This window comes from Bacillus hominis, from assembly GCF_018332515.1.
Classification (GTDB): domain Bacteria; phylum Bacillota; class Bacilli; order Bacillales; family Bacillaceae_G; genus Bacillus_A; species Bacillus_A hominis.
Map to the genome: position 1 here is coordinate 1 of NZ_BOQD01000088.1, position 19,546 is coordinate 19,546.

The following is a 19,546-nucleotide window of genomic DNA, read 5'->3' on the forward strand; positions in this document are numbered from 1 at the left end:
TCCTCCTTGTGCTCCTCCTACCAATGTCGGAATCCCTGTTTGTGCTCCAGCTACTGATGTTGGAATTCCTCCAGGTGCTCCTCCCATCCAACTTGGGATTCCACCATACCCGTGTTGTCCATCTCCTCCCATGAACATCATTTGTCCATAACTATCCGATCCGCCCCCGAAGAAGCCATGTGGTGCATTATTGTCCATCCCTTTCATTCCTTTCACCTCTTCTTCTCAATTTAGCCTACCTTGTTTATCATATTTTCTATAGCAGAATAGGTGTTTGTCTATATGGGAATTCCGCACTTATTTCTTCGTTCTTCATTGATGAAGGTGATCCAGAACTTATTTTTCACATAAAAAAGCTCAGAGCATAAACGCTCTGAGCTTTTATTAATAATTAATTAGTTTGCAACAACGTTAACAAGTTTGCCAGGAACGACAATTACTTTACGAACTGTTTTTCCTTCGATTTGTTCTTGAATTGCTTCAAGTGCAAGTTGTTCCATTTCTTCTTTTGATGCGTCTTTACTCATTGTTAATTTTGCACGAACTTTGCCCATAATTTGAACAACGATTTCAACTTCATCTTCTACAAGTTTCGACTCATCAAATATTGGCCAGCTTGCATATGAAATTGTTTCAGTGTTTCCAAGCTTGCTCCATAGTTCTTCCCCGATGTGAGGTGCAACTGGTGCAATCATTTTTACGAAACCTTCTACATATTCTTTCGGAAGTGTTTCAGCTTTGTACGCATCGTTGATGAATACCATCATTTGAGAAATCGCTGTGTTGAAGCGAAGCTCTGCATAGTCTTCTGTTACTTTCTTCACTGTTTGGTGGTAAGCTTTTTCAAGCTCTTTGTTTGGTGCATCAGTAATTTTCTCACTTAATTCACCGTTATCTTGAATGAATAGACGCCATACGCGGTCTAGGAAACGACGAGCTCCGTCAAGACCATTTTCAGACCAAGCAATTGAAGCATCTAATGGTCCCATGAACATTTCGTATAGACGAAGTGTATCTGCACCATGGCTCGCTACGATATCATCAGGGTTTACAACGTTACCTTTTGATTTACTCATTTTCTCGTTGTTTTCACCTAGAATCATACCTTGGTTAAATAATTGTTGGAACGGCTCTTTCGTTGGAACTACACCGATATCATATAATACTTTATGCCAGAAACGAGCATATAGTAAGTGAAGTACAGCATGCTCTGCTCCCCCGATATAAATATCAACTGGAAGCCATTGTTTTACTTTTTCAGGATCTACAAGTGCTTCACTGTTGTTTGGATCCATGTAGCGTAGGTAGTACCAGCAGCTACCTGCCCATTGTGGCATTGTGTTTGTCTCACGACGACCTTTTTTACCAGTTTCAGGATCAACAACATTTACCCACTCTTCAATGTTAGCTAGTGGTGATTCACCTGTACCTGAAGGACGAATGTTTTCTGTTTTCGGAAGAACTAATGGTAATTCTTCTTCTTTCACAGCTGTCATTGTGCCATCTTCCCAATGGATTACTGGAATTGGCTCACCCCAGTAGCGTTGGCGGCTAAATAACCAGTCACGTAGACGGTATGTTACTTTTTGATTGCCTGCACTTGTTACTTCAAGCCATTCAATCATTTTTGCGATTGCTTCTTCTTTATTTAATCCATCAAGGAATGCTGAGTTTACGTGTGCACCATCACCTGTGTACACTTCTTTCGTAATATCTCCGCCCTCAACAACTTCCTTCATTGGAAGATTGAATACTGATGCGAATTCATAGTCACGCTCATCGTGAGCTGGAACTGCCATTACAGCACCTGTTCCGTAAGTTGCAAGAACGTAATCAGCGATCCAGATTGGTAATTTCTCACCATTTACTGGGTTAACTGCGTAAGCACCAGTGAATACACCAGTTTTTTCTTTTGCAAGTTCTGTACGCTCTAGGTCACTCTTCATTTTTACAGAGTTAATGTAAGCTTCTACCGCTTCTTTTTGCTCTGCAGTTGTAATTTCTGCAACAAGCGCATGCTCTGGAGCAAGTACACAGTATGTTGCGCCAAATAATGTATCAGGACGCGTTGTGAAAACTGTGAATTTCTCTTCTGTACCATCGATATTGAAGTGTACTTCTGCACCTTCAGAACGTCCGATCCAGTTACGCTGCATATCTTTTAAGCTTTCTGGCCAATCAAGTTCATCTAGATCTGCTAATAGACGATCTCCGTAAGCTGTAATTTTTAACATCCACTGTCTCATCGGACGACGTTCAACTGGATGCCCACCGCGCTCACTCTTACCGTCAATTATTTCTTCATTCGCAAGTACTGTACCAAGTGCTGGACACCAGTTTACAGGTACTTCATCAACGTAAGCTAAACCTTTTTCAAATAGTTTCAGGAAGATCCATTGTGTCCACTTGTAGTAGTTTGGATCTGTTGTATTTACTTCACGATCCCAATCATAAGAGAAGCCTAATGCTTTAATTTGATTACGGAACGTATTAATATTAAGCTCTGTAAATTCAGCCGGGCTGTTTCCAGTATCAAGTGCATATTGCTCTGCTGGAAGACCGAACGCATCCCATCCCATTGGATGAAGAACGTTGTATCCTTGCATACGCTTCATACGAGATAAAATATCTGTCGCTGTATAACCTTCTGGATGACCTACGTGTAAGCCCGCACCTGATGGATATGGGAACATATCTAGTGCATAAAATTTTGGTTTTTCTGTCTCATCTGGTGTACGGAATGTTTTATTCTCTTCCCAATACCCTTGCCACTTCTTCTCAATTTCTTGATGATTAAAGCTCATGAGATAACCTCCTTGAAATTCTATTTATTTTCACCGCCTAAAATACAAAAAACCTCTCATCCCTAGAAAGGGACGAGAGGTTATAGATTCCCGCGGTACCACCCTAAATTAATGTATTATATACATTCGCTTAGATCCGTAACGTGGATTAACGGCAATTGCTACTAAATGTTCGCAACTGCAACTCAAAGGCGAGTTCATAACGAAACGTGGATTGACTTGCACCGACCGTCAACTCTCTAAACCAGCTTCTATTACTACTACTCCTTCTCACTGTTATTACAAATATGAGTTAATTTAAATATATTCTAAAACATGTTGCATGTTCCGTCAAACTAAACTGCAATTTTTTCTTCAACTGTTTCTTCTACTTTAACTCGTTTATCGTAAATACTCGCTGCTACAAGCGCTACTACAAGCATTACCATGATCGCTATGAACAATACTTCCATGTTGTATAAATCAACAATTGCTCCGCCAACGACAGGTCCGAACATTTTCCCTACAGTCGCTGCGCTATTTACAACCCCTTGATAAAACCCTAGTTTATCTTTTGGCGCAAGTATATTTGCAATGGTCGGAACTGCCGGCCATACGAATAACTCACCAATTGTTAATGTCACCATCGCAACAAGAAACATTGTAAATTGCTGCGCTTGGCTTAACACAATGAATGAAGCTGCAAAAATGATGATTCCGATCATAATTTGTTGTTTTAAAGAACGCTTCATCCAGCGAATTAGCATACTAACTAATGGCTGCGCACAAACAATCATCGCTCCGTTTATCGTCCATAATAAACTATAGTGACGAAGGCTAATATTTAATTCCTGCATATGTGTTGCAATCGCCCCTTGCCACTGTACGTATGTAACCCAGCATAAAGCATATGCTACGCACACGATAAGAAGTGCTTTGAATCCAGGTGTAAGTGACCACCCTTTTTTCGTTTCGACTTCTTTTTGTACCCCTTGTTCCTTTTTGTCTTCCATACCGCGGAAGCCAATAAAAGCAATTAAAAAGAATATAAAGTATAAAATAAAGTTCGCTAAGAAAATATAATCAAAACGATATGAAGCAACTAAACCACCGCACGCTGTCCCAATAGCAATACCGACATTTTGTCCAACGTACATTGCATTAAATGCTCGTCTTCCGCCCTCCGGCCAAACCGTACCAACCATCGCATACATCGATGGAAAGACCATTCCAGAACCGAAGCCGATTAATGCTAGCCATACAACATATAACGGCCAACCGTGGAAGAACACAAGACCTAAAATCGATACAAGTGTAATGACAATCCCTACTAAAATTGATTTATAACCGCCCCATTTATCAAATAAAACACCGCCGAGCAAGTTTCCAATTACACCAGTAAGCGAGTTGATCATTAATACCATTCCAGCCACTGATAATGATTTCCCTAAACTATCATGTAAGTAAATTGTATTAAAAGGCCATAAAAAAGAAGCACCCGTGACATTAATAATCATCCCAGCTACTAATAGCCATACTTTCCTTGGCATAGTCTCCCCTCCTATTCTCTTTTTTTCGTTCATATATATAACAGTAAAATTGTAGTCGTTTTTAAATAGGAAGGCAACTGATTAATAGTTGATGAAATTCAGATAATAGCACAAAGACGATTAGAATGTATTCTAATCGTCTTTGTAACATTTTAATCTATAAATAATGGAATCGTTCCCTTATAGGGTTACCCGACTTCCTTTTTACTTTTTGCACTTTCTTTAGCACTCCATTTAAATATTTTGTCTAGTAAGGAATATATTCTCCCAGACTCTTTCGTTAATAAAGGACCTAACGATGCCAATATTAAAACGTATAGAGCTGAGAATGGTTTAATCGTTGCCATTAAGCCGCCCGCAATTCCAATATTCGCAACGATAATGGAAAATTCCCCGCGCGACACAAGTGTTAAACCGATATTCGTAGAAGCCTTATGCGATAACCCAGCTTTACGTCCAGCAACCATTCCGGCGGTAAAATTACCGATAAGAGTAATGAAAACTGCTCCTAATGCCAACCACACTGCTCCTCCAAGCGAAAATGGATCTATACTTAAACCGAAGCTGAAGAAGAATATAGCTCCAAAGAAATCACGAAACGGAACAACGAGCTGTTCAATTCGATCACTATGCTCTGTTTCAGAAAAGACGAGCCCTAATAATAATGCTCCAATCGCCTCCGCAACATGAATCGTTTCTGAAAATCCTGCTACAAAGAACAAAATAGCGAATATTACGATAATAAAAATTTCATTGGACGAAATATCTAATATTTTATTTAAAAACCGTGTAGCTTTTCTAGCGACTACAAAGAATAGTAACATATACCCTACTGCGATTAAAATAGATGTAAGAGCACCTACAAATGACGTTGCCCCTCCGAGTACTAATCCTGAAACGACTGATAAATATACTGCTAAAAAGATATCATCAAACATAATGATTCCTAAAATTAGCTCCGTCTCTTTATTACCAGATCTTCTTAAATCAACAATTACTTTCGCAACAATTGCACTCGATGAAATTGTTATGATTCCAGCAATAATTAATGTTTCTAGTAAGGGAAAGCCCATTATATATCCATAAAGTAAACCTAATATGAAATTAAGCGATATATGAACACTACCCCCAAAAGCAATCGACTTTCCTGATTTAATTAATTTTTTTATTGAGAATTCTAAGCCTAAGTAGAATAGGAGGAATATGACGCCAACACGGCCGAGGAAGGAAATAACTTCTCCGCTTTCAATAAACCGTAAATCGATAAGCCCTAAATCTGGGGCATGAGGCCCCACTAGCATACCGAGTATAATGAGAAACGGAATAATCGAAAACTTTAACTTTGCAGCGAGGATAGCTGCAAAAGCTACTAATACTAACGCAGTTCCAACTTCAAAGACTAAAGTATCCATCGATTATGAGTCACCTCCCGCTGAAAGCAACTCATTAATAATTCTCTTCACTTCATGTCTTTCACCCGATAATACGAGCATATCGCCAGCTTCAATGATAGAATCTGGACCTGGATTGAAAAATTTCTTCATATTCTTTTTCAAAATAGCAATAATCGTTACGTTATATGTTTTTCGAACACTTAAACTACCAATTGTTTTTTGCACAACTGGTGCGTTATTTTCTACTTTAAACCATTCAATTGATAATCCTTCAAAAGCCATCTCAATCGTGTCTAAAGCTTGTGGTCTATATACCATCCCGCCTAATATAGCAGCAATTTGTCTTGCTTCAGAATCGCGAAGAGAAATGCTTGAAATACTCTCATCATGATCAGCATCGAAATGATACATTTCTCTTCTTCCATCATCATGAATAACGATAACCATTTTTTCATTACCTTTTGTAACTACTTCAAACTTACAACCAATACCCGGAAGTTCACTTTCTCTAATATTCATATTTTCCGCCTCCTAAAGTTTTTAGTTACGGCTTTTATAAATCTACATCAATCTCCGTTTTAAACTTTTCATCTTTTGAAATGCCTAAATACTTGAGCGTCTCTGATGGAGTTGCGTGATGAAAATGTTTTTGCAGTAGTGCGATTGCTATTCCTCTTTTGTACGCGTGAAACCCAAATGTTTTTCTCATTGAGTTCGTTCCAATCTTTCCAAGAACTCCAACTGCTTCCGCAGCGTTATGAATTACACGATAAGCTTGTTGACGCGTAATTGAATTTGTCGTTTTATTGGATTGAAATACGTAGTTTTCTCTTTTAACGTCAATAGATTGTACGTACTCTAAAAGCGCTTCTTTTACTTTTGTATTTAAATAAATATCTTGTTTAAACTTTTCATCTTTCACAGGAAGAGAATAAAACTCTTTAGCAGTTCCATCTTCATTTAATACATCTTCAAATTTAATACTCAGTAGTTCAGTAATTTTTAAACCTGTGTTAATTCCAATAACAAATAAAAGATAATCTCGCTGTGAATGCTCTTTTAAATATTTTTTCATAGCCTCAATTTGGTTTATATCTTTTAATGCCTCTACAACTTCCATACATGTATTCTCCTCATCTTATGAACGGTAATTTTCTCATCATGTTGTCCATTTTACCTTATCATGCTATGGGAATTCCATGTATTATCCATTTCCTTTTAAATTTTTTACGCTAGACAATTGGAGCGATATACTTTAATACACCTAAAAATTCTGGATATTTATGATTTGGAAACTTACTATTGTAAAAATACGTTGCGGTTAGAAAAATAACGAGGGATAAAGATGAAAATAGTAAAACTTCTTTTGACCTTAGCGCTATGCCTATAACTTCAAATAAAGATCCATCTTCCTTCTGCAAGTTGGATTCCTCCTTTCTTTTCCCGCCTCTTTACACTTTCAGCTTATGTTACTTATTTACATTATAGAATACAATTAAGTAACATATCAATAATTTTGTTATTTTTCTGAAAATAAATAAAAATACCGAGCACCCTCTGCTCGGTATTTTTATTCTTAGTCCTCTTTCGGAAGAACAATTCCCTTATACAATTGAACTGTAATGAAGTAATAAATCGCATAAATGACTACGAAGATAACAATCGGTAACCAAATACGGAAATACGGATCAACTAAAATGAAACCGAAAATATTCATACCAACTAATACGTGAGCAATACCCACAATTGCCGGGAATAGGAATACTAAAAATAACTCTTTATAAATAGATTTTGTTAATAATTCACGGCGCACACCGATTTTACGAAGCATTTGATAACGCGTAATATCTTTTGATGCACCAGACAGAATTTTAAACATTAAGCAACTTGCCATCATCGCTAAGAAAGCAATTCCAAGGAAGAAGCCCATAAACACTGTTCCACTCGCAACACCGTAGAACATGTCGTAAGCTTGATATTTACTATCTAATCTTTCAGCTTGTATATTTTTATATTTATCTAGTTGCAACTCGTCAAGTTTTTTCCATTCTTTTGTGTGTGCTTCAAAATCATCTGTTTTTCCAGTAAATACGATTCCTTCTTTACCATTTACCGTATCGTACATTTTTTGATCTACAATTTTAATTGCATGATCTTCATGTACGTAGAATGGCTGGATTGTTCTGAAAGCCTCGTCCCATTCTTCTGGAAGTGCTTTAGCATTCGCATCTTTTTCATTCATTTCTCTAGAAACTGCACCTACTGGCAGGTCCGCTGAAACTTTCTTCGTGTTCACTAAATCCTTCATCGATTTCATATTTGCCATATCTCTTACTAAAGGACGATTTTTCTCTAAATCCTCTTTTACATAGTAAACGTATTTATCATCGACTTTGTAACGATATTCATTTTTCTCTTTAAATGGAATACCATCTAAAATTTTCTTTTCTTCAGCTGTAGGATTATGAACAACTGAATCATATATTACTAAACCATCGACCATTTTTATAACGTTATTTTTAAACGCCATACCACCTGAAATTGCACCAGCTCCAAGAGCAACTAACATTGCTACTGTCGCAAGCACTTTCGTTAAACTATTAATACGGAAGTTTAATTGTGCAAAAGTAAAAGCGTTAAGCCCTTTTTCACTACGTTTTTTATTACTCTTTAACTTTTTAATAATAACCGGAAGAAGCGATCCAAATAGCATGTAAGTACCAGCTGTTGTTGTAATTAATGCAATAAGGATTCCCATTTCTCTTAGTTTTTCCATGTAAATCATTGATGCATAGCCAATACCTAATAAAATAACCGCAAGGAATGCAACTACACCTGTCATTTTCCCTTTTACCGCAACACGCTCTGTTTGCGCATCTGCATGTACAAGTTGTAATACAGAAATACGAGATAATTTAATACTATTCATAATTGCTGATAATACAAATAGTGCAAAGAAGAAGATGCAAGTAACAGCCATAGATGGCAGATACAATGCTTTATAACCTTCACCAGCAAATTCAAGCTGCTTCATTAATAATTGCCCAATACCCCCGGCAAGTCCTACACCAACTGCAATTCCGATTACAAGAGACGCAGCACCTAATACAATCGTTTCAATAAACATAAGTAATGTAACTTTATGCTTTTTTGCTCCTAACATCATATACATACCAAACTCTTTTTGACGAAGAGATAATAAGAAAGAGTTCGCATATAAAATATAGAAGAAGGTTATGATTGCTAGTAAAAATGAACCTGCTTGGAATACGAATCCAATTGATTGAATAACTGAGTTAGATTCGATAAACGCTTTATTCAGCGCTAACGTTTGAAACATATAAAAAATTGAGATAGACATGACAAGGCCGACAAGTAAGACGATATAATCTTTTAGCTTACTCTTTAGCCCTGACATGGAAAGTTTGAATAACATGTACTAGAACCTCCTTTCTTATGCTTTTTGTGTACCTAAATCTGCAAGTACATCTAAAATTTCTTTATAGAACTCTTCACGTGTACCGCCTCGGTGAATTTCTTTATATAGCTCACCATCTTGAATGAATAAAATACGCTGACAGTAGCTTGCACTATACGGATCATGTGTAACCATCATAATAGATACGCCTTGATCTTGATTTAAGTTTGTCATCGCATCAAGTAAGCTCGCTGCATTTTTAGAATCAAGCGCTCCTGTTGGCTCGTCCCCTAAAATAATTGCTGGCTCATGCACTAAAGCGCGCGCTGCTGCTGAACGTTGCTTTTGTCCACCAGATACTTCAGATGGATACTTTTGAAGTATTTCTGTAATTCCTAACATACCCGCTACTTTCTCGACTTTCGGTCCAATATTACGTGATGGAACACCTTGAAGAGATAGTGGAAGTGCGATGTTTTCATAAATAGACAGGTTTTCTAACAAGTTAAAATCTTGGAAGATGAATCCTAATTTTTGTGAACGGAAATCAGAAAGCTCACCTTGTTTCATTTTCGTAATATCCGTACCTGCAATTTCAACAACGCCGCCCGTTGCTTTATCAAGCGTTGAAATTACATTTAATAATGTCGTTTTACCAGAACCAGATGGTCCCATAATTCCTACAAACTCACCCTCTTGAATTGAGAATGAAACACCTTTTAACGCGTGTGATTGGTTCTCACCTTTTTTACCGTACACTTTTTGGACGTTTTTCACGTCTACAACTGGTTTCGTCATATATATCCTCCTACGCTTGTTTTTCCATTACCTATTTTGCGCTTTTTGGAAGAGAACTGCTATTTGTTAACATTACATTTACCTTACACTTTTGTAATATAAAAAAGGTGAGTGTGTAAGCTTGGCTTTTTCCTTTTAAAATAAATTCATTTTCTTCATTAATAGATAAAATTTCATTAGCAATTTACCGCAAAAAGCTGACAAAAAAATAGACTGTTCCACAAGTGGAACAGCCCATCTCTATCTTTATTTCTTCAAAGGTGTTACCGTCCAATACGTAATAACACGCCAAATCCATTCTAGTGGACCCATTTTAAAGATTTTCATCCAAAGAACACTAAACATAATTTGAATTGCATAGATTGCGATACATACATATAACGTCTGCATGTACGTTAAGTTTCCTGCAAAGTTAAATACACTGCCTGCAATTAAAATCATTGCAGTTTGTCCAATATAATTCGTTAAAGCCATACGACCATAGTACTTCAGTGGTGCTAGCAATGTTTGAACTGGTTTTAATTGAAGTAGTAAAATTAATGCTCCAACATAGAAAGCTGAAATAATTGTTCCAACTGTAATACCAATTTTTAAGAATTGGCTTGCAGCATCCATTGTCCCATCCTCATTCTCAAGTATCATATTTACAAATGGAGCAGCAGGGACGTGCCCATATTGATACCATAAAGCTACAACACTTAAAACAAACATAATGCCTGTAAAAATAGCTACTTGCTTTATTTTCGCTGAAAGATTTTCAAATACTTTATACTGCCCTGCAGCAAGCCCTAATAAAATTAAACTTAGCGGCAGAAATTCTTTCGCAGCAAGTACACTAAAGGTAATTGTCAAAATAAGACCGATTACTAAGTTCACTTCTTTTTTCGCTTTATAAAACGGTAAAACGATTAACCCGTAAATTGCATATAGCGTTAACGCTTCTCCAGGTTGAAACATTTGATGAATGTAGCCAAAAATAAATAGCGCAACTACACGGCGTAAAAATAAAACATATCCATTTTTCCCTTTTGCAATCGCTCTAGAGATAAAGATATAGAATCCCACTCCAAATAAGAATGAGAAGATTGAGAAGAAACGACCTTCTACAAATAAGTATAGAAACCTTTGATAACTTGCATCCACTGTATTAGGATCTGGAATTTTAATATTAAGTAGTGCGAGAATATTTACTAAAATAATCCCCAGTAGTGCGAAGCCACGAATGTAATCTAACTCATCAATTCGTTTGTTTGTAACATTGTTCCCCATAAAGCAACTCCTTGTATAAAGTGAAACTATAATCAGTGGGGGGTGTTCATCCCCCACTGATTATTAGTTGAACCAATCGGGCATTTACGGGCAGTTGATCTCCAACCGAATTTTGAGATGAGAGTTTTACTGCCCGTTAATGCGGGATAAAATTTAATCCTCCCTTACTCTACTGGAGAAGTAGGCTTATAACTATCGGTAAACCTTACAGAAACCTTACATTATTGTAATATAATAAAACCAGGTCATATTGCGACCTGGTCTACTCTGATTGCTTCGATTTTTGAGGTTGTCCCTTTTTACTGTTACGCTGTTTCACTTGAACAACCGGATCAAGCTCATTCGAAAACTCAGCGTTATGTCCATTTTGTGTTTTTTGCTCTGGATTATTTTGATCTGAACGTTTCGCCATTACATTCACTCCTTATTAGTGTGGTGTAATAATCATTTGATGTTGCAATTGGCGAATTGCCATACGTGCTCTATTTAACTGCTCACGTTGTTCATCATTCGCATGTTGTTGCATCGTTTGTAAATCGTTATATGCTTGTTCTAACTGCAACTGAGCATCCGAATACTCCATCGTATTGTAATGCTCTTGTCTCATACCTTGATCTAATTGTTCTTTCGCATATTCCACCGCTTGTTCCGCTTGTGTAATATACGATTCAAGTGATTGACGCTCTGCCATAATTGTCCCTCCTTGCTTCAATTCCCCTTTAGTGTGTCCCTTCCATCTCAACCTTATGAGTATGTTATAATGGATTTTGTTTCATTTTGACTCGTCTTAGGAGGGAAAGTAATGAAGGTTCAAAATCCTTTTCCATATACAAACGACAATAAACGTTATCATACATGGAATTACCACTTACGAAATGAATTTGGTGAAAAAATCTTTAAAGTTTCATTAGATGCTGGCTTTGATTGTCCGAACCGTGACGGTACTGTTGCTTACGGCGGCTGCACATTTTGTAGTGCTGCTGGATCTGGTGACTTCGCTGGCGATCGCCGCGATGATGTTATAACGCAATACCATGAAATGAAAGAAAAAATGCGCTCAAAGTGGAAAGACGGAAAATGTATCGCTTATTTCCAGGCGTACACAAATACACATGCACCACTTGAAGTGTTAAAAGAGAAATTCGAACCGCTTCTAGCAGAAAAAGACGTTGTCGGTCTTTCTATCGCAACTCGTCCAGATTGCTTACCAGATGATGTTGTTGAATATTTAGCGGACTTAAATAAACGCACGTACCTTTGGGTTGAACTCGGACTACAAACTGTTCATGAACGTACTGCAAATCTTATTAATCGCGCTCACGATTATCCATCATATGTAGAAGGTGTAAATAAATTACGCAAGCACGGCATTAGAGTTTGCTCTCATATTATTAACGGTCTTCCACTTGAAGATTACGACATGATGATGGAAACAGCTCGTGAAGTAGCAAAGCTTGACGTACAAGGAATTAAAATTCATTTACTTCATTTATTAAAAGGAACGCCAATGGTGAAGCAATATGAAAAAGGACAATTAGAATTCCTATCCCTTGAAGATTACGTAAGTCTCGTTGTTGACCAACTTGAGATTATTCCAGAAGACGTAATTGTGCACCGTATCACAGGTGACGGTCCACCTGATTTAATGATCGGCCCAATGTGGAGCTTAAATAAATGGGAAGTATTAAATTCCATCGATGCAGAATTTGTACGCCGCGGAAGCTGGCAAGGAAAATATGCAAATGAGGAGAAACAAAAATGAAATTAGAACGTGTATTACCGTTTGCTCGCTCGCTGCTGCAAACGGCTGTTAAAGAAGGCGATTACGCTGTAGATGCAACACTTGGAAATGGTCATGATACTTGCTTCCTAGCTGAAATCGTTGGAGATAACGGAAAAGTATTTGGATTCGATATTCAAAAAGAAGCAATTGAAAGTTCTACTATCCGCCTAAAAGAAAAAGAACTTTTCGAACGTACTGTTTTAGTTCACGATAGTCACGATACACTTGTATCCGTATTACCTAAAGATGCAAAGGGAAAAGTAACAGGAGCAATCTTCAACTTAGGTTATCTTCCTGGTGGTGACAAGCATATCGTTACAAAACCGAACTCAACAATCTCGGCGATTGAACAATTATTAGAAGTAATGGCACCTGAAGGTATCATCGTCCTTGTCATTTATCACGGACACCCAGAAGGACAAGTAGAACGCGACGCTGTGCTCAAATTTGCAGAAGAACTAGACCAAAAACAAGCTCACGTTTTGCGATACGGCTTCATTAACCAGCAAAATAACCCGCCGTTTATTGTGGCGATTGAGAAGCGATAATATATCGACTTATCGACAAAACATAACAAAAAAGACGTGCATTCACTGCACGTCTTTTTCTTATTCTCCCCAAAACTTTTAACTTTTTTCACAATTCTTTCAAATTAATCACACTTAATCTCGCTATATTAAATAAGTAGCTTATTCATATAGGGAAGGTTAGGGGAACTGAAGTATGAAACAAAATCGTTCGCTTCATTACATTTTTTGGCGTTGGCATTTTTATGCTGGGCTTTTTATTACGCCGCTTCTTATTACTTTGTCACTGAGCGGAATTGGATATTTATTTCGGGAAGAAGTTGAGGATTTCATCTATAAAGATTTATATTTTGGGAAGAGCGCCCAAACAGAATCTATTTCGATGTCTGAGTCTATTTCATTAACAGAGAAAAAATATCCACATTATAGTGTGGCGAAAATTAGTGAGTTTAATGGAGATTATAATACGAGGCTTACAATCGCAAATGAATATACAGGAACACAGAAATATGTTTATTTAGACAGCAATAACCAAATTGTTGGCGATCAAAATGCAGATGAAACGTTTGCTAATATAATGCGGGAATTACATAGTTCTCTTTTAGTTGGTGGCACTGTCGTCAACTATATTGTAGAACTTGCGGCGTGCTGGACAATCTTTTTAATTGTGACTGGATTGTATATGAGTATACGCCAATTTACAAACACACCGTCCTCCAATAAGCGAGAAAAAGCAAAACGACGTCATTCTATTATCGGTATTATATTTACAATTCCTCTCGTTCTGCTAGTCGCAACTGGATTGCCGTGGTCAGGATTTATGGGGAACCAAATTTATAAAATTGCAACTTCAAATGAATCACTCGGATATCCAAAATTGTATATGGCACCTCCTGAATCAAAGGTAAAAGAGTTGCCATGGGCAACAAGAAAGGAAGCTCCTCCTGAATCTAACTCCAATGAGCCAAAAGCAATTTCAATTGATGAGTTACAAAAAGGGATTGAAATAAAGAAGCCATATGTTATTTCACTACCGGCTAATCCAAAAGGTGTATTCACTGTTTCAAAATCGAGCGGTTCTGGTATTACTGGTATGCACGTGGCACCGAATGAAGAAATTACTGCTTACTTTGATCAATATAGCGGAGAACTTATTTCAAAAACAGACTATCGTGATTATGGATTATTTGCACAATGGTTCACTTACGGTATCCCGCTTCACGAAGGACATTTATTCGGATGGCCAAATAAAATATTATGCTTACTAACGACGTTATCTTTATTACTTCTCATTTATTTCGGAGTTAAAATGTGGTTAGCAAGAAAACCGAAAGGAAAGTTAGCAGCACCTCCAAAGCAAAGAGATAAGAAAAGCACATTCATTTTCTTTATCATGATGGTTATATTAGGAGCTGTCATGCCATTATTCGGGCTATCTGTTTTAGTTATTTTTGCGATTGAGCTTCTCATATACGTATTTTCAAAAATACGATCATAGTCAACTACCCCCACTGATTATTAGCCCACACCAATCGGGCTTTTACGGGCAGTAAGACTCCCACAAATAGCGGGATAAAAAGAAAACCACTCTATATGAGTGGTTTTCTTCATCACTGCGCCATTTTCTTCCGGTACATCTTCCCGTTCCAGTAGAAGAATCGTGAAGTGAGCCCTCCGTATTTTACAATGCGCCGTGCCATTTTGTGCATATTCTTTTGTGCTGATACTTTTTGGTCTGATAAATAAATACCAAGTAATCCTCGGCTTATGAGACGATGAAACTTCGCATGAGGCAAATCACCAATGCTCTTCTCTGCTTCTTCTACAAAATGTTTCATACGATCTAATATAGCTTGCTCGTTTTCATAATAACTACAGAAATTCAAATCTCCGCCTATACGATCTTCTTCTTGATCAATGAAATAATCAAGTAAAATGTGAAGTCCTTGTACGTAAGGAAAATACCCTTGTCTAATTTTCTCAATATCCTCATCATGTAATTCATCATGAAATGCATATGCTACAAGGCAAAAGATTCCAAGTGTAGAACCTGCACATGCTGAAAACTCAAACCAACTCATCGGTGGTAAGTTTTCTTTATGCGCTTCAAACCATGATTTTAAGCGTGGTTCTCTTTCTTCTAACTTCACATGTTTATGAATTTGCAAATCACAATAATAACAAGCAAGTTCATGAAGAACAGGAGCAATTTTGTCATAGTGCTTCGTTTTCTTTAAAACATCTTGGCATGTTTCAACTAGTTCATCTAAATAACCACCATCATCTTGATCATCACGGTAACGATAATAATTACCGCCCCCTTCAACTTCAGGGCTTAATGCCATTATCATCGACTCATGAAGAGCGGCAAAGTCTTTTGGATCAAGTGATGTACTGCGGTCACATAAATTATCTAAATAATCGCTAATCGTTTGATACGCTACAATAAAACGAATACATTCCTCTCGGTTCTCATTTGCTAACAGCGCTAAAATGCCACCGCCCTCGCAATGAAACGTTTTATTCTCAATACTTGCGATTGCCTGACTATGAAGCTCATCATTCGGAATATGGTAGGCACGCTCTTTCCACATCGCTAGCTCATGGTGTACAACCGGAAACACATCACGGTATACTTTCGCCATGAGCGTTATGGGATTACTCGGTACGTTCACTTCTTCCTTCATCTCCTCTATTCAATGTACAAATAATTTACTTATTTGTTTCTATTATGTTATGGATGCGTATTTCAGTAAATGCCTGAATATAATTCAAAATTTCATCACGCTCATACTCATTTAATAACTCATGATAACAATTCGGCCATTCTTTATATGCCTTATCACTTATTTTAACATTATCAAACCACATACGGACACGTGTTTTATCTACAAGTTTATCCTCACATGCTTGCATTAGCAAGAGTGGAACATCTGGAAAATCGTCTATTTTCTTATGAGCAATTTCAATAGACTTGATCAATTCACTATACCAACGTACTGATACTTTGCGCAAGAACAATGAATCATTCTCCATCGCATCTCTCACTTCATGATTACGAGTTGACATTTCTACCGTTAGATTCGTGGCGAATTGCAATTTTGGAGCAACGACATTTAATATTTTTGAAGCAGCAAGAAGCGGAGCAGAAGGTGTAGCTAATACACCTAAACATGGCGAGCTTAGTACAATCCCATCTATGTCCTCTCTCTTCGTTTCTTGCATCATACGAATAACGATAAGGCCGCCCATACTATGACCGAATAGAAAAATAGGTAATCTGTACTTTCTTGCTTCTTTCACCCATAACTTTATTTCCTCTATGTATTCATCAAATGAATCAATATGTCCTCTATTTCTCGAAGTAGTTCCATGTGACGGCAGATCTCCCATCACGACGTGGTAGCCGATATGATTCCACATTTCCGCGATTGCTTCGTAACGTCCATGATACTCCATAGCACCGTGCACAATAACGACTACAGCTTTCGCTTCCTCTGCTTCATAATTCCACATACGGACCTCCTCCATTTCACTCTTTTTCATAATTTGATAAACTAAAACTAGTCTCTAGGAAAGGAAGGCTTTACATGATATATCCTTATAAAGAAAAAAAACCGAAAATTGCGATTAGTGCTTTTATCGCTGACTACGTTACCATTACAGGTGATGTGACAATTGGCGAGGAATCAAGTATTTGGTTTAATACAGTCATCCGTGGCGATGTATCACCAACGATAATTGGAGATCGCGTAAATGTACAAGATCAATGTACGCTTCACCAAAGCCCACAATATCCTCTTATTTTAGAAGATGATGTTACAGTTGGGCATCAAGTTATTTTACATAGCTGTCACATTAAGAAAGATGCTTTAGTTGGAATGGGCTCTATCATATTAGATGGCGCTGAAATTGGTGAAGGAGCTTTCATCGGTGCTGGAAGCCTCGTTTCACAAGGTAAGAAAATTCCACCGAATACGTTAGCATTCGGTCGCCCCGCGAAGGTCATTCGTGAATTAACTGAAGAGGACCGTAAAGACATGGAGCGAATCCGCACACAATACGTTGAAAAAGGTCAGTACTATAAATCATTACAAAAGTAATTTTCCTGCTGCCATAAGATTGGCAGCTTTTCTTATGAAAAATCTAACTTTTTCTTTACAAAACATTATTACTCCCTCAACAAAATCTTATTAAAATAGAAGCTAATATCTCCATATATATGTAAATGAGGGAGGAAAAAATCTCATGAAGGTCAGTGGATTATATAAAATAGAATGTTACATTTTTAAAGGAATTAACCGCTACTTTGATCAAAAAACATTAAATATCTTTTTCCGTAACATTACTCATATCGGTGGTGCTACTTTCTCCATTGCACTTGCACTTTTCTTTTTAATTTTCGCAAAAGGGACTTTGCATCAAGCTGCAATTGCAACTGCTATTTCTTTAACAATTAGCCATATTCCAGTGCAAATATTAAAAAGATGGTACCCGCGAAAACGTCCTTATTTAACAATTCAAGATGCGAAATATCCGGTCTATCCATTAAAAGACCACTCTTTCCCGTCTGGTCATACAACGGCTGTTTTCTCTGTCCTCATTCCATTTATTTGCTATAATCCAAGCTTACTTGTTTTTCTATTACCGTTAGCGCTATGCGTCGGTATTTCCCGTATTTATTTAGGGCTTCATTATCCGTCAGATGTATTTGTAGGCATGTGCCTCGGCACTTGCTCTGGCATCATCTCTTTTTATCAATTCATTCCACTTTTCATGTAAAGGAGCGATATGATGAGAGTCGCCATATTTACCGATACATTTACACCACAAGTGAACGGTGTGGCGAAAACTTTGGAACGTTTAACTAAATACTTTCAAAAAGAAAATATCGCCTATTCTGTTTTCGCCCCTCAGCATACGGCAGAAGATAATTTCGTAGCAAACGTGAACAAAATGAGAAGTATCCCGCTAACAATATTATATCCAGAATGTCGCTTTTCTTTTCCTACTCCGCGTATTAAACGGGAACTTCTTGCCTTTAAACCTGATATCATTCACATCGCTACCCCTTTCAATATGGGACTTTGTGGATTATATTACGCAAAAAAGTTAAACATTCCGGTTGTCGGTTCTTATCATACTGATTTTGACGCCTATTTACGCTATTACAAAATCGAATTTCTCTCCAATATGCTATGGAACTATTTAAAGTGGTTTCATAGTCATATGCAAAAAAACTTTGTTCCTTCTCCTGAAACATTACATCAATTAAAGAATAAAGGATTTCAGGCCCTTTATATTTGGGGACGTGGTGTAGATTGCACTCTCTTTCATCCAACTTACAATAAAGGCCTATTCCGAAAAAAATATAATATTACAGCGAAGTATGTCCTTTCCTATGTTGGACGCCTTGCTCCTGAAAAAGATATCGACACTCTTCAAACACTTATTCAAACGACGAACAAAGAACGTGACGATATTCATTGGCTCATCGCAGGAGATGGTCCTCTCGCAAAAGGCCTGCAGGAAAATGTTCCAAAAACAAATGTAACTTTTACTGGATATTTACAAGGTGAAGATTTAGCTGAAGCCTACGCTTCCTCCGATCTAATGGTATTTCCATCTACTACTGAAACATTTGGGAATGTCGTACTTGAATCACTTGCATGTGGTACACCTGTCATTGGTGCGAATAGTGGCGGGGTTAAAAATATTATTACAGATGGAAAAACGGGAGTTCTATGCGAACCCAAAAATGAAGACTCATTTTTATCATCTATTTATGAATTGTTAAATAATGAAGAAATGCGTAAACAAATAAGCCTAGATGCTCGATCCTATGCTGCTACACAAAGTTGGGATGAAATTTCTAGTAATTTACTCATGCATTATGATGATGTGATTCAAAGTCGAAAAGCGGAAATGCTAGCTTAAACGCGGCTTATGTATCATCAATTTGTAAGTGAAACTCCTATACTTTAAAAAATATAGGAAAAGAGGTCATACTTCGTAGCATGACCT

Annotated in this window: 19 protein-coding genes, 1 pseudogene and 1 other annotated feature; of the genes and pseudogenes, 6 read left to right on the forward strand and 14 right to left on the reverse strand. The window is 37.3% G+C overall.

Annotation, left to right across the window (positions count from 1 at the left end; genetic code table 11):
• The 12 genes and pseudogenes from KI356_RS10365 to KI356_RS10420 all read right to left on the reverse strand — a co-directional run.
• Window positions 1-207: pseudogene (locus tag KI356_RS10365) on the reverse strand (VrrB protein); the annotation flags it as partial.
• Between the two features lie 188 nt (window positions 208-395).
• Window positions 396-2,804 (reverse strand): leucine--tRNA ligase, encoded by a 2,409-nt coding sequence (gene leuS / locus KI356_RS10370; RefSeq protein ID WP_212935380.1) that lies wholly within the window; start codon window positions 2,802-2,804, stop codon window positions 396-398.
• A 65-nt stretch (window positions 2,805-2,869) separates the two neighbouring features.
• Window positions 2,870-3,087: a binding site (T-box leader), on the reverse strand.
• Between the two features lie 52 nt (window positions 3,088-3,139).
• A complete protein-coding gene (locus KI356_RS10375) occupies window positions 3,140-4,333 on the reverse strand; it encodes an MDR family MFS transporter (RefSeq protein WP_212935381.1) in 1,194 nt (397 codons plus the stop codon).
• 188 nt (window positions 4,334-4,521) lie between these two features.
• Window positions 4,522-5,745, reverse strand: a complete 1,224-nt coding sequence (locus KI356_RS10380) for a cation:proton antiporter (RefSeq protein WP_128282964.1) — start codon at window positions 5,743-5,745, stop codon at window positions 4,522-4,524.
• Between the two features lie 3 nt (window positions 5,746-5,748).
• On the reverse strand, window positions 5,749-6,246 hold the full coding sequence (locus tag KI356_RS10385; RefSeq protein WP_151626725.1) for a cation:proton antiporter regulatory subunit: 498 nt from the start codon (window positions 6,244-6,246) through the stop codon (window positions 5,749-5,751).
• 34 nt (window positions 6,247-6,280) lie between these two features.
• Complete coding sequence (locus KI356_RS10390) at window positions 6,281-6,847, reverse strand: tyrosine-type recombinase/integrase (RefSeq protein WP_128282962.1); 567 nt, start codon at window positions 6,845-6,847, stop codon at window positions 6,281-6,283.
• Window positions 6,848-6,959: 112 nt separating this feature from the next.
• On the reverse strand, window positions 6,960-7,148 hold the full coding sequence (locus KI356_RS10395; protein ID WP_002123196.1) for a hypothetical protein: 189 nt from the start codon (window positions 7,146-7,148) through the stop codon (window positions 6,960-6,962).
• Window positions 7,149-7,303: 155 nt separating this feature from the next.
• A complete protein-coding gene (locus KI356_RS10400) occupies window positions 7,304-9,163 on the reverse strand; it encodes an FtsX-like permease family protein (RefSeq protein WP_212935382.1) in 1,860 nt (619 codons plus the stop codon).
• Between the two features lie 18 nt (window positions 9,164-9,181).
• Complete coding sequence (locus KI356_RS10405; protein WP_128282960.1) at window positions 9,182-9,943, reverse strand: ABC transporter ATP-binding protein; 762 nt, start codon at window positions 9,941-9,943, stop codon at window positions 9,182-9,184.
• Between the two features lie 246 nt (window positions 9,944-10,189).
• Entirely contained in the window at window positions 10,190-11,212 is a 1,023-nt protein-coding gene (locus tag KI356_RS10410; protein WP_128282959.1) for a DUF418 domain-containing protein, read from the reverse strand.
• Window positions 11,213-11,474: 262 nt separating this feature from the next.
• A complete protein-coding gene (locus KI356_RS10415) occupies window positions 11,475-11,624 on the reverse strand; it encodes a hypothetical protein (protein ID WP_001129344.1) in 150 nt (49 codons plus the stop codon).
• 15 nt (window positions 11,625-11,639) lie between these two features.
• Entirely contained in the window at window positions 11,640-11,903 is a 264-nt protein-coding gene (locus KI356_RS10420) for a YtzC family protein (RefSeq protein ID WP_000840869.1), read from the reverse strand.
• 111 nt (window positions 11,904-12,014) lie between these two features.
• Here KI356_RS10420 and mnmL point away from each other — a divergent pair, with 111 nt between their 5' ends.
• From mnmL to KI356_RS10435, 3 genes are all read left to right on the forward strand, one after another.
• Window positions 12,015-12,974 carry a tRNA modification radical SAM protein MnmL/YtqA gene (gene mnmL / locus KI356_RS10425; protein ID WP_000868033.1) on the forward strand — a complete coding sequence of 320 codons (960 nt, stop codon included), beginning with the start codon at window positions 12,015-12,017 and terminating at the stop codon, window positions 12,972-12,974.
• The gene (gene mnmM / locus KI356_RS10430) at window positions 12,971-13,543 is read left to right on the forward strand and encodes a tRNA 5-(aminomethyl)-2-thiouridylate-methyltransferase MnmM (RefSeq protein WP_128282958.1); all 573 of its coding nucleotides are present in this window, start codon (window positions 12,971-12,973) and stop codon (window positions 13,541-13,543) included. The genes mnmL and mnmM overlap by 4 nt, the downstream gene beginning before the upstream one ends.
• 175 nt (window positions 13,544-13,718) lie before the next feature.
• Window positions 13,719-15,020, forward strand: coding sequence for a PepSY-associated TM helix domain-containing protein (locus KI356_RS10435; RefSeq protein ID WP_212935383.1), 1,302 nt, complete (start codon window positions 13,719-13,721; stop codon window positions 15,018-15,020).
• A 112-nt stretch (window positions 15,021-15,132) separates the two neighbouring features.
• Here the strand turns inward: KI356_RS10435 and tbcS are convergent, their stop codons facing one another.
• Both tbcS and KI356_RS10445 read right to left on the reverse strand, forming a co-directional pair.
• Entirely contained in the window at window positions 15,133-16,197 is a 1,065-nt protein-coding gene (tbcS, locus tag KI356_RS10440; RefSeq protein WP_212935384.1) for a tetraprenyl-beta-curcumene synthase, read from the reverse strand.
• A gap of 37 nt (window positions 16,198-16,234) precedes the next feature.
• Entirely contained in the window at window positions 16,235-17,038 is an 804-nt protein-coding gene (locus KI356_RS10445; RefSeq protein ID WP_212935385.1) for an alpha/beta hydrolase, read from the reverse strand.
• Between the two features lie 74 nt (window positions 17,039-17,112).
• Here KI356_RS10445 and KI356_RS10450 point away from each other — a divergent pair, with 74 nt between their 5' ends.
• From KI356_RS10450 to KI356_RS10460, 3 genes are all read left to right on the forward strand, one after another.
• Complete coding sequence (locus KI356_RS10450; protein WP_212935386.1) at window positions 17,113-17,625, forward strand: gamma carbonic anhydrase; 513 nt, start codon at window positions 17,113-17,115, stop codon at window positions 17,623-17,625.
• Between the two features lie 145 nt (window positions 17,626-17,770).
• Window positions 17,771-18,304: a phosphatase PAP2 family protein gene (locus KI356_RS10455; protein WP_128282952.1), complete on the forward strand. Its 534-nt coding sequence runs from the start codon at window positions 17,771-17,773 to the stop codon at window positions 18,302-18,304.
• A gap of 12 nt (window positions 18,305-18,316) precedes the next feature.
• Window positions 18,317-19,459, forward strand: a complete 1,143-nt coding sequence (locus KI356_RS10460; protein WP_212935387.1) for a glycosyltransferase family 4 protein — start codon at window positions 18,317-18,319, stop codon at window positions 19,457-19,459.
• Window positions 19,460-19,546 lie beyond the last annotated feature (87 nt).